Origin of the sequence: Acinetobacter sp. WCHA39, assembly GCF_002165385.1 — a bacterium.
In the GTDB taxonomy this organism is placed as follows: Bacteria; Pseudomonadota; Gammaproteobacteria; order Pseudomonadales; family Moraxellaceae; genus Acinetobacter.
Genome location: NZ_NHRP01000001.1, coordinates 90,948 through 106,164, shown reverse-complemented (window position 1 = coordinate 106,164; position 15,217 = coordinate 90,948). Strand labels below are relative to the sequence as shown.

Sequence of the window (15,217 nt, the reverse complement as noted above, 5' to 3'; positions counted from 1 at the left end):
TTGATACTCCTTACGCTTTCACTGCAGCTACAACTTTTTCTGCGGCATCGGATAAACCATTCGCAGAAATTAATTTCAAACCTGATTCATTAAGTAATTTAGCACCTAACTCAGCGTTGTTACCTTCTAAACGAACAACAACGGGTACAGTGACATTTACTTCTTGAACCGCTGCAATAATTGCTTCAGCAATCATGTCACAACGTACGATACCACCGAAGATGTTGATTAGAACACCTTGAACAGACGTATCAGCAAGAATGATTTTGAACGCTTCGATTACGCGCTCTTTGGTTGCACCGCCACCAACGTCAAGGAAGTTTGCAGGTTGACCACCATAAAGTTTGATGATATCCATCGTTGCCATTGCAAGACCAGCACCATTCACCATACAACCGATATTACCTTCTAGAGCAACATAGTTAAGATCAAATTCAGATGCTTTTAATTCACGCTCATTCTCTTGAGATTTATCACGTAAAGCAGCAACTTCTGGTAAACGGTATAACGCATTTGAGTCAATGCCTACTTTTGCATCAACACACAAAATTTCACCATTTTCACGTACTGAAAGTGGGTTAATTTCAAATAAAGCAAAATCATTTTCTACAAATGCTTGATATGCAGCTGTCATGATTTTAACAAATTGACCAACTTGTTTATCTTTTAATGCTAATTTAAATGCAACTTCACGTGCTTGGAATGGTTGTAAGCCAACAAGTGGATCGACTTCAACTTTAATAATTTTTTCAGGTGTTTCTTCTGCAACTTTCTCGATTTCTACACCACCTTCGGTAGAAGCCATGAAAGTAATACGACGGCTAGAACGGTCGACAACCGCACCCAAATAAAGCTCACGCTCAACTGGATATACATCTTCAGCAACAATAATACTATTTACTGGTTGGCCATTTGCATCTGTTTGATAGGTTACAAGACGCGTACCAATAATATTGTTTGCAAATTCGATAACATCTTCTTTTGATTTCGCAACTTTTACACCGCCAGCCTTACCACGACCACCAGCATGAACTTGTGCTTTCATTACAGCAAATTTACCACCAAGCTGTTCAAACGCAGCAACGGCTTCATCTGCATTTGTTGCCAAGATACCTTCCTGTACTGGCATACCATATTTTTTCAATAATGCTTTAGCTTGATATTCATGTAAGTTCATTCAGTTACCTACTATGTAGTTTATTGTCATACAGTCTAGATATATTATAAATTATAGACTGTTACAAGTTGAGTAAATGATTGTTTTTATTTCAACCATCATTAATTAAAAAGTGTGGCGAACCACACTTATTTTGTTATTTACGTTTACGTTGAATCGCGTGGATGGCACGACCATCAACAGCAAGCGCGGCTTCATGTACAACTTCTGAGAAAGTTGGATGACCAAAAGTCATTAATTGTAGGTCTTCAATTGAAGATACAAACTCAAGTGCGATCATACCTTGATGTACGATATCAGATGCATTTGGACCCACAACGTGCATACCTAATAAACGGTCAGTTTTTGCATCAGCAACGAACTTCACAAAACCAGCAGTATCACCAGCAGCCAACGCACGACCATTCACCGCAAACGGGAATTGACCTGCTTTAACTTCGTGACCTTTTTCAGCAGCTTGTTCTTCAGTTAAACCAACCCAAGCAGCTTCTGGATGTGTATAAATAACGCTGATGATTGTGTCATAGTTCACTTGAGCAGCATGACCGTGAATACGCTCAACTGCCATTACGCCTTCTTCCATTGCTTTATGAGCAAGCATTGGACCGCGTACCAAGTCACCAATCGCGTAAACACCTTCAACAGATGTTTGACACTGATCATTCACATCAACCAAACCACGTTCAGTCAATTTAATGCCAGAATCTTCTGCCAATAAACCTTCTGCATATGCCTTACGGCCGACACAAACGATTAACTTGTCAAAAACTTGTTCTTTGTCTTCGCCAGCTTGGTTATATTTAACCGTTACTTCGCGACCATTGGTTTCAGTACCAGAAACTTTTGCACCGATACGGATATCTAAACCTTGTTTTTTCAAGATTTTTTGATATTCCTTCGCCAATGCTTTGTCTGCCATTGGTAAGAAAGCATCTAATGCTTCAAACACAACAACTTCTGAACCAAGGCGACGCCATACAGAACCAAGTTCTAAACCAATAACACCTGCACCAATCACACCAAGACGTTTAGGAACTTCTGGAAATTTTAATGCACCAGTAGAATCAACGATTAAGTCTTCATCAACTGGAGCTACTGGAATATTTACAGGTACAGAACCAGTCGCAAGAATGACATATTTAGGTTCTAAAACCTGTACTTCACCTTCAAAGGGTGTGAATTCTACTTTTTTACCTGCAAGTAATTTACCCGTACCTTGTAACCACTCGATACCATTACCTTTCAGTAATTGAGCAACACCACCCGTCAATTGATCTACAACTTTGTCTTTACGTGCTAACAAAGTATCTAAATCAAATTTAACTTCGCCAGTCGTGATACCGTGTTCAGCAAGCTCATGAATTGTTGCTTCATAACGGTGAGAAGAGTCAAGCAATGCTTTAGAAGGGATACAACCCACGTTTAAACATGTACCACCCAAAGATGGCTTACCGTTGTGAATACGTTTTTCGATACAAGCGACTTTGAAACCAAGTTGAGCTGCACGAATCGCTGCTTCATAACCACCAGGACCACCGCCAATGACAACAAGATCAAACTGTTGAGACATTTTTATCTCCAAAATCCCATATAAAGGATCACTTTATATGGGAGGCAATATATGTAGTATTAAAGATCAAGAATGAGTTTAGCTGGCTCTTCTAACAATTCTTTGATTGTTACAAGGAAACCTACAGCTTCTTTACCATCGATTAAACGGTGGTCATAAGAAAGTGCTAAGTACATCATTGGCAAGATTTCAACTTGACCATTTACCGCCATAGGACGTTCTTGGATTTTATGCATCCCCAAGATTGCAGTTTGTGGCTGGTTTAAAATAGGTGTTGAAAGCAATGAACCGAAAGTACCGCCGTTCGTGATCGTGAACGTACCGCCAGTCATTTCTTCGATCGATAATTTACCTTCACGTGCTTTAGCAGCATATGCAGCAATACCACCTTCTACTTCAGCATAGTTCATACGATCAGTATCACGAAGGATTGGCACAACTAAGCCACGATCAGAAGAAACTGCTACACCGATGTCATAGAAACCGTGATAAACAATATCATCACCATCAATCGACGCATTTACAGCTGGATAGCGTTTTAAAGCTTCTGTTGCTGCTTTAACAAAGAAAGACATAAAGCCTAAACGTGCACCATGACGTTTTTCGAAAGCATCTTTATATTGCTTACGCATTTCCATGATTGGTTTCATGTTAACTTCGTTGAACGTTGTTAACATTGCAGTTTGTTGTGTCGCAGCCAATAAACGCTCAGCAACACGCTTACGTAAACGTGTCATTGGAACACGTTTCTCGATACGCTCGCCGACAGCAACGCTTAATGGTTGAACTGATGCAGCAGGTTTAGCTTGATGACTAGCAACATCTTCTTTAGTGATGCGACCACCACGGCCTGTGCCTTGAACGTCAGCAGCATTGATACCAGTTTCAGATAATGCTTTACGAACTGCAGGCGCTTGGTTTTGATCAACTGCTTGAGTTGATGCAGCCACCGCAGGGGCAGATGCAGCAGGCGCCGCTTCTGCTGGTGCAGCAGCTTCAGGAGCAGCCGCAGCAACAGCACCAGTTTCGAATTGAGCAATCACTTCGTCAGAAAGAACTGTATCGCCTTCACCTTTGATGATTGCAACTAAGCTACCATCAGCTGGAGCAACCACTTCTAAAACAACTTTATCGGTTTCAATGTCACAGATCACTTCATCACGTGATACAGGTTCACCTACTTTCTTGTGCCAAGTTGCGATCGTACCGTCAGCAACTGACTCTGGAAATACCGGTGCTTTAATTTCGGTTGCCATTATTTAGAATCTCCTGATTGTTCAACTTCAATCGCAAGTGCGTCATTGATAAGCTGAGCTTGTTGTTTTGCATGCAAGTATGGCGAGCCACAAGCAGGTGCGGCAGATGCGTCACGACCAGCATAGCTAATACGAATTTGTTTACCTGATTTAAGAACGTCTTCATATAAACGAGGAACGATAAATAACCAAGCACCTTGGTTCTTCGGCTCTTCTTGTGCCCAAACAAGTTCTTGAATGTTTGAATACTGAGCCATAACCTCAGCTAAGCGTTGTTCTGGGTATGGATACAATTGTTCGATACGAACGATCGCAATATGGTTTAGACCAAGCTCACGACGTTTTTCGAGTAAATCGTAATAAACCTTACCACCACAAAGAACTAAACGAGTCACATCAGCTTTATTGATTTGATCAACTTCATCAATCACAGTTTGGAATGAACCGTTTGCTAATTCATCTAAAGTTGAAGTCGCAAGTTTATGACGGAGTAATGATTTTGGTGACATTACAATCATTGGCTTACGAATCGGACGAACCGCTTGACGACGCAATGCATGGAAAATCTGCGCTGGTGTTGTCGGTGTCATCACTTGCATATTGTCTTCAGCGCAAAGCTGTAAGAAACGCTCTAAACGTGCAGATGAATGTTCTGGACCTTGACCTTCATAACCGTGTGGTAACAACATGGTTAGACCACACACACGCTCCCACTTGGTTTCACCCGAAGCGATAAATTGGTCAATAACAACTTGTGCACAGTTTGCGAAGTCACCAAATTGAGCTTCCCAAACGATTAAGCTTTTTGGCAATGTCGTTGAATAGCCGTATTCAAATGCAAGCACTGCTTCTTCTGACAACAAAGAGTCATAGACCGCAGTACGAGGCTGATTTTCTTTAATATGGCAAAGTGGAATATAAACCGAACCATCGACTTGGTTATGTAATTTGGCATGACGGTGCGAGAATGTACCACGCCCCACATCTTCACCCGTGATACGCACAAGGAAACCATCGTCAAGCAAAGATGCATAAGCTAGAGTTTCTGCAGCACCCCAATTGAGTGGCATTTCACCTGTTTGCATCTTCACGCGATCTTCGATCACTTTCTGAACTTGACGCTGTAATACAAAACCTTCTGGTAATGTATTCATTTTCAAACCAAGTTCTTTTAGACGATCGATGCTAAAAGTTGTATCCCAAATATCTGTGTATTCATGACCTAAATATGGCGACCAATCTACAAACATTTTTTTGTTTGGTTCACGAACTAAAGCATTGGCAACATGATTACCTGCTTCTAAGTCAGAGCGATAACCTTCAACCATGGCATCAGCACTTGCACGATCAAGCACTTTTTCTTGAACCAATTGATCAGCATACAACGTACGTGTTGTTGCTTTCTTGTTGATCACTTGATACATCAATGGTTGAGTTGCAGATGGTTCATCCGCTTCGTTATGACCACGACGACGGTAGCAGAACAAGTCTAAGATGACATCTTTACGGAAAGTATGACGGAAATCATGTGCAAGCTGAGTTACGAAAATCACAGCTTCAGGATCATCGCCATTCACATGGAAAATCGGCGCCTGAATCATCTTCGCAACGTCAGTACAATACTCTGTAGAACGTGTATCGCGCGGATCAGAAGTTGTGAAGCCCACTTGGTTATTGATCACGATGTGAACGGTACCGCCCACTGTGTAACCACGTGTTTGTGACATTTGGAAGGTTTCTTGGTTTACACCTTGACCCGCAAATGCAGCATCACCATGTACAATCACTGGAAGAACGTCATCGCCGCCAATATCTTTACGACGAACTTGACGTGCACGAACCGAACCTTCAACAACCGGGCCAACGATCTCTAAGTGCGATGGGTTAAACGCCAATGCTAAGTGAACTTCGCCACCCGGAGTCATTACGTTTGAAGAGAAACCTTGGTGATACTTAACGTCACCAGAACCTTTTTTATGTAGGCTCTTGCCTTCAAATTCACCAAAAAGATCCGCTGGATTTTTACCCATGATGTTCACAAGAAGGTTGAGACGACCACGGTGTGGCATCCCGATCACAACTTCTTTACAACCGACACTGCCTGCACGTTGAATGATTTCATTCATCATTGGAATAAAAGACTCACCGCCTTCTACACCAAAACGTTTTGCACCAACGAATTTATTACCAAGATATTTCTCTAAGCCTTCCGCAGCGGTTAAACGCTCAAGAAAACCTTTTTTCTGATCATTGGTAAAGTTGAATTTACCACGAGCACCTTCCAAACGTTGTTGAATCCAACGCTTTTCTTTGGTATCAACGATATGCATGTATTCTGCACCGATTGAAGAGCAGTAAATTGCTTCCATGGATTCAACCATTTCAGACAATGTTGCTTCTGCTTTACCAATTGCGAGGTTACCTGTATTAAATACAGTATCTAAATCAGACTTGGTTAAACCGTGTGCAGATAAATCAAGATCTGGAACTTCTTCGCGTTTCGCAAGGCCTAATGGATCAAGTTTGGCTTTTTGATGACCACGGTTACGATAAGCAGCAATCAGTTGTAATACACCAATTTGACGACGCTCATGTTCTGTACTTACAGTGCTTTGTACAACAGGTTGAACTCGGTTTGAATTACGACCCAAAAGGAGGAATTGCTCGCGCACACTGCCGTGTGGTTGATCACCTTTAGGGTATTTATCGAAATATTCACGCCAATCCTCTGACACTGAGGTTGGAGAAGTTAGGTACTGTTCGTAAAGCTCTTCAATATACGCTGCACTATCAGCGGAAAGTTCAGTGTCAAGACGCAGTGCGTCAGCAACTTCTTGCATTTTTGGACCCATTTCCTATTGCAAAAAATAATACAGGTTGCCTTTTAAGCACACCCATGATTCATAGTATCAAATTGGTAACATGACACTACTACTCAAGATCATCCAACCTTGAGACATTATCACTACACATCAGGAGTATTCCTTTTGATGTAATAAATGAGCTATGCACTTTCAATTCAAAGCACATAACTCATCCTTATACTCGATAAAATCGAGCAATTTTTTGCAAACCATTTTAGAAAAATTAACAAAAATATTAACTTTTCTAAATTGACTTTAACCCAAACTATACCCATACAATTGGTAAGCATTAGAGCGATATAACATCAGGAATATGCTTATTTTTTGCTTCGGGTCGTGGCAGAAATCGTAACATGTTCTCATGTACGAATTGATTTTTTTGACACATACCATCTATAAAGCAGCGAAATACACATTCTTAATTATATTCTAATATACCGCCCTTTTTATAATTGTTGCACCCTTATCGACCAAAGTTAAAGATTTTCTACAATTCTTGCACAAACATTATGCAGAGCGCCTAAAAATAGATCATTCATTTTTCCTATTCATCCAAGTCATTTTTATTAAGCTCAAAATTTATAAATTTCAACACTCAATAATATTTTTTAAGGACTCGATAATAAGCCTTGCACCCCCCAACACAAAAAAGGATTTAAACAAAATAAAAAAGGGAACTTTTAAAAAGTTCCCTTTTCACATGTCAGAAAACTGTATTAACCAGCTTGGTCTAACAACATATTACGAATGTGACCAATTGCCTTCGTCGGGTTTAAACCTTTAGGACAAACTGATACACAGTTCATGATCCCTTTACAACGGAACAAAGAGAATGGGTCGTCTAAACGAGCCAAACGCTCTTGTGTTGCGGTATCACGAGAGTCAATGATAAAGCGATAAGCATTTAGCAATGCAGATGGTCCGAGGAATTTATCAGGGTTCCACCAGAATGATGGGCATGATGTTGAACAACATGCACATAGAATACATTCATACAAACCATCAAGATGTTCACGATCTGCTTGAGACTGTAAACGCTCTTTTGCTGGTGCAGGCTGATTGTTAATCAAGAACGGTTGGATCTTGTCATATTGATCATAGAACTGGTTCATGTCTACAACCAAATCTTTTACCACTGGTAAACCAGGTAAAGGACGGATCACAATCTTCTCTGGTAAATCGTTCAAATTCCACAAGCACGCTAAACCATTTTTACCATTGATGTTCACACCATCCGAACCACAAATACCTTCACGGCAAGAGCGACGGAATGTTAATGACTCATCTTGTACTTTCAACGCAAGTAACGCATCAAGCAACATACGGTGCTTATCGGTTAACTCAAGTTTGAAAGTTTGCATGTACGGCGCTTTATCCTTATCAGGATCATAGCGGTAGATTTCGAATGTACGAGTACCTCTACTCATCTTTGTTCTCCCGATTAGAATGTACGTGGCTTAGGTTCAATTGCTTCAACCGTTAATGGGCTGAAACGTACCGGCTTATATTCAAGACGGTTGTCTGATGAATACCATAAAGTATGCTTCATCCACTCATCATCACGGCGACCGTATGAATAAGTTGGGTGATCAGGTGCTAACTCATAGTCAACAACTGTATGCGCACCACGACATTCTTTACGTGCAGCAGCAGAAATTAGAGTCGCCTTTGCAACTTCATACAAGTTTTCAACTTCCAATGCTTCAACACGTGCTGTGTTAAATACTTTAGATTTGTCTTTCAAATGAATGTTACGAACACGTGGCTCAATCGCAAGAATTTCTTTTACGCCTTTATCAAGCAATGCTTGAGTACGGAATACACCTGCGTGATCTTGTACGATGTCACGGATTGCATCAGCAACTTCTTGCGCATTTTCACCCGTGGTTGAATCATCTAACTTACGAATACGCTTTAATGTGTTTTCCAACACATCAGTCGGAAGCGGTTGATAGTCATCACCATGATGTTTAGTCACGTAGTCAATGATGTGTTCACCCGCTGCTTTACCAAATACCACAAGGTCAAGCAATGAGTTTGTACCTAAACGGTTTGCACCATGTACTGATACGCAAGAACATTCACCGATCGCATAGAAACCTTTTACTGGTTTCACATAGTCACGTGTACCTTTATAAGAATACTCTTTGGTATCTTTATTATAGTGCGCAGAGAATTCACCCTCTTCAACACCGTGTGGTACAACCACTTGACCATGAATATTCGTAGGAATACCACCCATTTGATAATGGATTGTTGGTACAACTGGAATTGGCTCTTTGGTACAGTCAACGTTTGCGAACTTCTTACCAATCTCAAATACAGATGGTAGACGTTTCATAATCGTTTCAGCACCCAAATGCGTCATATCTAACAAGATATAATCCGCCTTAGGACCACAACCACGACCTTCTTTAATTTCTTGGTCCATTGAACGTGATACAAAGTCACGTGGCGCCAAGTCTTTTAAAGTTGGAGCATAACGTTCCATGAATGGTTCGCCGTCTTTGTTACGAAGGATACCACCCTCACCACGACAACCTTCAGTTAACAATACGCCCGCACCCGCAACACCCGTTGGGTGGAATTGCCAGAATTCCATATCTTGTAATGGAATACCTGCGCGAGCAGCCATACCAAGACCATCACCAGTGTTGATATAAGCATTGGTTGATGCACGATAAACACGACCAGCACCACCAGTAGCAAATAAAGTCGCTTTCGCTTGGAATACTGCAATATTACCTGTTTCTTGGTCAATTGCGGTTACACCAAGAACATCACCTGCTTCGTTACGGATTAGGTCTAATGCAATCCATTCAACGTAAAACTGAGTACCCATTTTTACGTTACTTTGATACAAAGTATGAAGTAATGCATGACCTGTACGGTCAGCAGCAGCACACGCACGTGGTACAGCTTTTTCACCGTAGTTTGCAGAGTGACCACCAAATGGACGCTGATAGATCGTACCATCTTCGTTACGGTCAAACGGCATACCTAAGTGTTCAAGCTCATAAACAACTTTTGGCGCTTCACGTGTCATGAACTCGATTGCGTCCTGATCGCCTAACCAATCCGAACCTTTAACCGTGTCATAGAAGTGATAATGCCAGTTATCTTCTTGCATGTTACCTAACGATGCACCAATACCGCCTTGAGCAGCAACAGTATGCGAACGTGTCGGGAATACTTTGGTCAATACTGCAACTTTTAAACCAGCTTGAGCAAGTTGGTAAGAAGCACGCATACCAGAACCACCACCACCAACAATAACTGCATCGAAAGTGAGGTTTTGAATATTTGAATAATCTTCTTTAGGGTTAATTGCGCCCATGATCTCTTCCTATCAATTTGCCCAGAAAATCTGGATACCCCAGATTGCGTACACGAACACTGAAATAATGACAGCTGTAGTGAGTACAAGGCGTAAACCTGAAGCCGAAGAACCCATTTGACGAGTCGTTACATAATCAGTAAAGACTTGCCACATACCAATCCAAGCATGAGCAACAAGTGACAATACTGCCAATAAAGAGAAAATCTTCATTGGTAGAGTCAACATAAAGCCAGCCCACTGTTCGTAACCGAATCCGCTATTACACAAGATCCAACCGAACATCACCACAGTGTAAGCAGCCAAAACTACAGCACTGACACGTTGGATATACCAATCGCGAGAACCTGAACCTGTTAAACCTGTAGCACTTTTCATCAGAACATAATCCATACAAATGCCGCGAGAATACCAATCGCAGACAAGATCAATGAAATAGTAGCTGCGATACGACCGCTTTGAAGTTCCTCAGCAAAACCGAGATCAGCAAGTAAATGCTTTACCCCAGCAATGAAGTGAAAAATTAAGCCAGCTACAAATACCCATACGATAAAACGTACACAGATATTTCCGAAAACGACATTTTTAACGTAGTCAAATCCTTCTGGTGAAGATAAAGATTTATCCAAAATCCACAAAAGAACAGCGACTAATAAGAAAACGATTACACCTGATAAACGGTGTAGAATTGATGCAATAGCCACGGGTGAGCGTAAATTTACCGCTAACACCTGACCCATGGACAAATTGACAGGTCTGTTGCTTTTCACAGCGGGCATCCTGTAGGTAGAAACTCCATCTGGAGTTTGTTTGAATTAATTCAAAGGAAAGCTGGCATAGTCAGGCAAGCATAATGCACGCCTAACCTATATAACGACAACGAATTATAAAACGTGAAATATCAAAATACAAACAATCAGTTTTCGCTTTAGTCGAAAATCCAATGAAATAAGAATCATTCACATTTAATGCGTGTTTAAGCTGCGTTGGAAACAGCAATAAAACCCAATATATTACTGTTATATAAAAATAAAATATAAGTTATTATTTTTTAGTTTACTAAATTTTTTGTCAAAATTATTTCTAATATATTTCAATAACACTCCACTTAATGTCTAAAAATTAATCAAAAAATACAATCTTAAATATAGGCGAAAATAATATCCCTCATTTATATATTAAATATCAGGGATCAATAATCTGTTTCCTCACACCAATTAGCCACAAAAAATAAGCTATTTTTTATACAGTTAATCGCACCATAATGAATCAATTATGACTCAATATATAAAACTTTTAATCTATTTTTTAATGGATAGTTAATTCTAAACCCTGAGATATATAGGCTTTTGAATTGTGGTAAGTATTTATTTTTTAAGCACCAAAATATAACTCGGATAAAAATTTACTTACAATTGTACTGGTGCTTCATTTTTTTTATGCACCTCAAACCTGATTTGACATATCATACTCGACCGATGCTGTGATTTTACTCAATTTTTTCTTTGATACTAAATGACTAGTTGACTGCAATAACGTTATTTTTTATCCCTAAGTATAATTGACAAAATTTTAGTAGCCACTAATCTTATAGCAAATTTTGACACCGTCTGATTCGCACATGACAAGATTAGGATTTCGAGTCAGATAATCATTCACCAGGACAGGAGATCTATTGAATGTCTGCAGCAACTGGCAAAAAAGCCGTATTACAGCTTGATGGCAAAGAAATTGAATTACCAATTTACAGCGGCACATTGGGCCCAGATGTAATTGACGTTAAAGATGTATTAGCATCTGGTCATTTTACTTTCGATCCTGGTTTTATGGCGACAGCTGCTTGCGAATCTAAGATCACATTCATTGATGGTGACAAAGGTGTGTTATTACACCGTGGCTATCCGATTGATCAATTAGCGACTCAAGCAGACTATTTAGAAACTTGCTACTTATTATTAAATGGCGAGCTTCCAAATGCTGAACAGAAAGCAGAATTTGATGCTAAAGTTCGCAACCACACTATGGTTCATGACCAAGTAAGCCGTTTCTTCAATGGTTTCCGTCGTGATGCTCACCCTATGGCAATCATGGTTGGTGTAGTAGGTGCATTATCTGCGTTTTATCACAACGGTTTAGACATCGAAGATGTTAACCATCGTGAAATTACTGCAATTCGCTTAATCGCGAAAATCCCTACGCTTGCAGCGTGGAGCTACAAGTACACTGTAGGTCAACCATTCATTTACCCACGTAATGACTTAGGTTATGCAGAAAACTTCTTGCACATGATGTTTGCTACGCCTGCTGATCGTGACTACAAAGTAAATCCTGTTCTTGCACGTGCAATGGATCGTATCTTTACGCTTCATGCTGACCACGAGCAAAATGCATCTACGTCTACAGTTCGTCTTGCTGGTTCTACTGGTGCGAACCCATATGCATGTATCTCTGCTGGTATCTCTGCACTTTGGGGACCTGCTCACGGTGGTGCAAACGAAGCTGTACTTAAAATGTTAGATGAAATTGGTAGCGTTGAAAACGTTGCTGAATTCATGGAAAAAGTAAAACGTAAAGAAGTGAAGCTTATGGGCTTCGGTCACCGCGTTTACAAAAACTTTGACCCTCGCGCTAAAGTAATGAAGCAAACTTGTGACGAAGTTCTTGAAGCATTAGGCATCAACGATCCACAATTGCAGCTTGCTATGGAACTTGAGCGTATTGCATTGAACGACCCGTACTTCGTAGAGCGTAAGCTTTACCCGAACGTAGACTTCTACTCAGGTATCATCTTAAAAGCGATTGGTATCCCAACAGAAATGTTTACTGTAATTTTCGCTCTTGCACGTACTGTTGGTTGGATCAGCCACTGGTTAGAAATGCACAGCGGTCCTTACAAGATCGGTCGTCCACGTCAGCTTTACACAGGCTCGACTCAACGCGACATCAAACGTTAATTTTATTTTTAAAATTAATGTTAAAAAAGCTGCCAAATGGCAGCTTTTTTATGCACAAAAAATAGAAATATCTTAACGCCCCCAATCTATATCTTTTGCATAAGGTTCGACCATTTTAATCCGCTTGATATTTTCTTTTTCAATTTGAGTTAGACGTGTATCCACATTGGTATAGCAAGGCATATACCAATCATATTGCGAAAATGTAGTTGCCCAATTTTTGTTCTGAAAAGCATAACCATGACGTGCATAAATCTCATTACGCATATATTGCAACTGCCCTAAAGGCACTTGTAAATCAGCATCTTTCAACAAACGCACCGAAGCATCAGGAAATTCCCCTTGCCCTTTTGCATATTTACATTGCTGTGCATTTAAACTAAAAAATTTAGGTTTTACCGTTTGACTTACAGACAACCATTGCGCTTCAATCGGTGAAGTATTCCCCTTATAATTCAATACGAATCGACCAACATCCACACCTTGCCCAACCTCATTCAAGGTTAATGTATAATTTGAATCAGTTTGCTTAATTTTCCCTTTAAAATTTAGTTGCTTACCATTCAAAACACTATAACCATTAACATCATTACCTTTTTGCTGCATAAACAAAGAAATTTTTTGTTCATTGTTATACAACCCTGTCCATGAAGGTGCTATTTGAGCGGGCTGTGCTAAAGTCAGCGGAGTGCTTGATAAAATAGCAATCGCAATTAATAATTGTTTAGGCTTATTCATTTTAATGTTCTCATCTAAAAAGACTATTTAAATTATTTTGCTTGCACAGCATATCAGTGATCAATATTTATGTGGAAAATACTCAACCGATTCTCTCAATTGATCATCATATTAGTTTTCGGCTATCTATCTTGGTTAATGCTTAAAATCTGCCTGAATTATTTCCCTTGGTCGGATAGCACCAATTTTTTAGTTCTTAAGCAAGATGTCGTACACTCTCAGCCTTGGCGCTTTGCATTTCAAACTCATGTTATCACTAGCAGCTTGGTATTATTGGCGGGTTTTACCCAATTCTCAAATTCAATTCGTAACAACACACCACGTTTACATCGCTATGCGGGCTGGCTTTATATTATTGCAACACTTGGAGCCGCCTTGCCTAGCGGCTTCATTCTTGCAATCTCAGCAAATGGAGGTCTAAGTACTCAAATCTGCTTTGTCATTCTTGGATTATTATGGGGAACAAGTACCCTATTTGCACTTTATTATGCTTTTGAAAAAAAATGGATTGCACATCGTAACTGGATGATTCGAAGTTTTGCTTTAGCATTATCTGCATTAAGCTTAAGAACATGGAAACTTGCACTTTACCAAATTCAACCCTATTGGGATTGGCTTACACCAATCCACATTTATCAGCTTGAAGCATGGCTGGGCTGGACGATCAATGTATTAATTGCTGAAATGGTTATTTATTGGCTAACTTTTCGTAAAAAATCTTTTTAGATCTCATCTTCTTCTAAGGCACGTAACAAGGTTGCACTGATACCATCTGCACGTAACCATGCCAATTCATAACTCGCCTTCGCCAAAGCCAGCACACGTCGCTCAAACTCATCCCAAATGGGTTTAACCTGTGACTCTGTAATACCAAGCCCACTATCATGTGCCAAATGCTTATTCTTCTCGCAAATTTTCAAAGCATGATACAACTTCCGCCCTGTCGTTGCTGTCTCTAAGACACGAATATGTTTACTGTGAATAAAACCTTCAATATGTTGAAGATTCGCATGAGGTAGCAAAGGTACTAATATTTGATTCAATTGTGCATCCAATCGCCTCCAAACCATGAGTCTTTGCTCAGACGTGTAGGTGTTCCACTGAATCACTTCATGATTAAAACGTCGACAACCACGACAAACCAGATCACCAAATACCGTTGAGCAACGTCCTGCACAGGGGGTCAATGATGGAATTCGACGATCGTTACTCAAAACCAACTCCTTTAAAACCATATTTGTTTTATGGCTTTCTCGCTTATTTTCAGATTTCACGCTAAAATGTGCGCCTTATTTTTCTATCTTAATACATTTGGAGTTAT

The 15,217-nt window shown here is 40.1% G+C and carries 12 protein-coding genes; 2 read left to right on the top strand and 10 right to left on the bottom strand.

Features of this window, described 5'->3' with window-relative positions; genetic code table 11:
- Positions 1–10 precede the first annotated feature (10 nt).
- From sucC to sdhC, 8 genes are all read right to left on the bottom strand, one after another.
- Positions 11–1,177 (bottom strand): ADP-forming succinate--CoA ligase subunit beta, encoded by a 1,167-nt coding sequence (sucC, locus tag CDG56_RS00470; protein ID WP_087546579.1) that lies wholly within the window; start codon positions 1,175–1,177, stop codon positions 11–13.
- A gap of 136 nt (positions 1,178–1,313) precedes the next feature.
- Positions 1,314–2,747 (bottom strand): dihydrolipoyl dehydrogenase, encoded by a 1,434-nt coding sequence (lpdA, locus tag CDG56_RS00465; RefSeq protein ID WP_087546578.1) that lies wholly within the window; start codon positions 2,745–2,747, stop codon positions 1,314–1,316.
- 59 nt (positions 2,748–2,806) lie between these two features.
- Complete coding sequence (gene odhB / locus CDG56_RS00460) at positions 2,807–4,003, bottom strand: 2-oxoglutarate dehydrogenase complex dihydrolipoyllysine-residue succinyltransferase (protein WP_087543331.1); 1,197 nt, start codon at positions 4,001–4,003, stop codon at positions 2,807–2,809.
- Positions 4,003–6,843: a 2-oxoglutarate dehydrogenase E1 component gene (locus CDG56_RS00455; protein ID WP_087546577.1), complete on the bottom strand. Its 2,841-nt coding sequence runs from the start codon at positions 6,841–6,843 to the stop codon at positions 4,003–4,005. Before CDG56_RS00455 ends, odhB begins: the two co-directional genes overlap by 1 nt.
- 740 nt (positions 6,844–7,583) lie before the next feature.
- Complete coding sequence (locus tag CDG56_RS00445; protein WP_005161752.1) at positions 7,584–8,294, bottom strand: succinate dehydrogenase iron-sulfur subunit; 711 nt, start codon at positions 8,292–8,294, stop codon at positions 7,584–7,586.
- A 14-nt stretch (positions 8,295–8,308) separates the two neighbouring features.
- A complete protein-coding gene (gene sdhA / locus CDG56_RS00440; protein WP_087546576.1) occupies positions 8,309–10,204 on the bottom strand; it encodes a succinate dehydrogenase flavoprotein subunit in 1,896 nt (631 codons plus the stop codon).
- 12 nt (positions 10,205–10,216) lie between these two features.
- Positions 10,217–10,582 carry a succinate dehydrogenase, hydrophobic membrane anchor protein gene (gene sdhD, locus CDG56_RS00435; protein WP_087546575.1) on the bottom strand — a complete coding sequence of 122 codons (366 nt, stop codon included), beginning with the start codon at positions 10,580–10,582 and terminating at the stop codon, positions 10,217–10,219.
- Positions 10,582–10,983: a succinate dehydrogenase, cytochrome b556 subunit gene (sdhC, locus tag CDG56_RS00430; RefSeq protein WP_018676974.1), complete on the bottom strand. Its 402-nt coding sequence runs from the start codon at positions 10,981–10,983 to the stop codon at positions 10,582–10,584. The genes sdhD and sdhC overlap by 1 nt, the downstream gene beginning before the upstream one ends.
- A 900-nt stretch (positions 10,984–11,883) precedes the next feature.
- On the opposite strand from sdhC, the gene gltA reads away from it, so the two are divergent.
- Positions 11,884–13,158: a citrate synthase gene (gltA, locus tag CDG56_RS00425; protein WP_005161757.1), complete on the top strand. Its 1,275-nt coding sequence runs from the start codon at positions 11,884–11,886 to the stop codon at positions 13,156–13,158.
- Between the two features lie 72 nt (positions 13,159–13,230).
- On the opposite strand, the gene CDG56_RS00420 is transcribed toward gltA, so the two are convergent.
- Entirely contained in the window at positions 13,231–13,896 is a 666-nt protein-coding gene (locus tag CDG56_RS00420; protein WP_087546574.1) for a YARHG domain-containing protein, read from the bottom strand.
- 69 nt (positions 13,897–13,965) lie between these two features.
- Between CDG56_RS00420 and CDG56_RS00415 the strand changes: the two genes are divergently transcribed.
- Positions 13,966–14,622, top strand: coding sequence for a DUF2306 domain-containing protein (locus CDG56_RS00415; RefSeq protein WP_087536950.1), 657 nt, complete (start codon positions 13,966–13,968; stop codon positions 14,620–14,622).
- On the opposite strand, the gene CDG56_RS00410 is transcribed toward CDG56_RS00415, so the two are convergent.
- Positions 14,619–15,110: a DUF1289 domain-containing protein gene (locus tag CDG56_RS00410; protein ID WP_087536971.1), complete on the bottom strand. Its 492-nt coding sequence runs from the start codon at positions 15,108–15,110 to the stop codon at positions 14,619–14,621. The genes CDG56_RS00415 and CDG56_RS00410 overlap by 4 nt on opposite strands.
- Positions 15,111–15,217 lie beyond the last annotated feature (107 nt).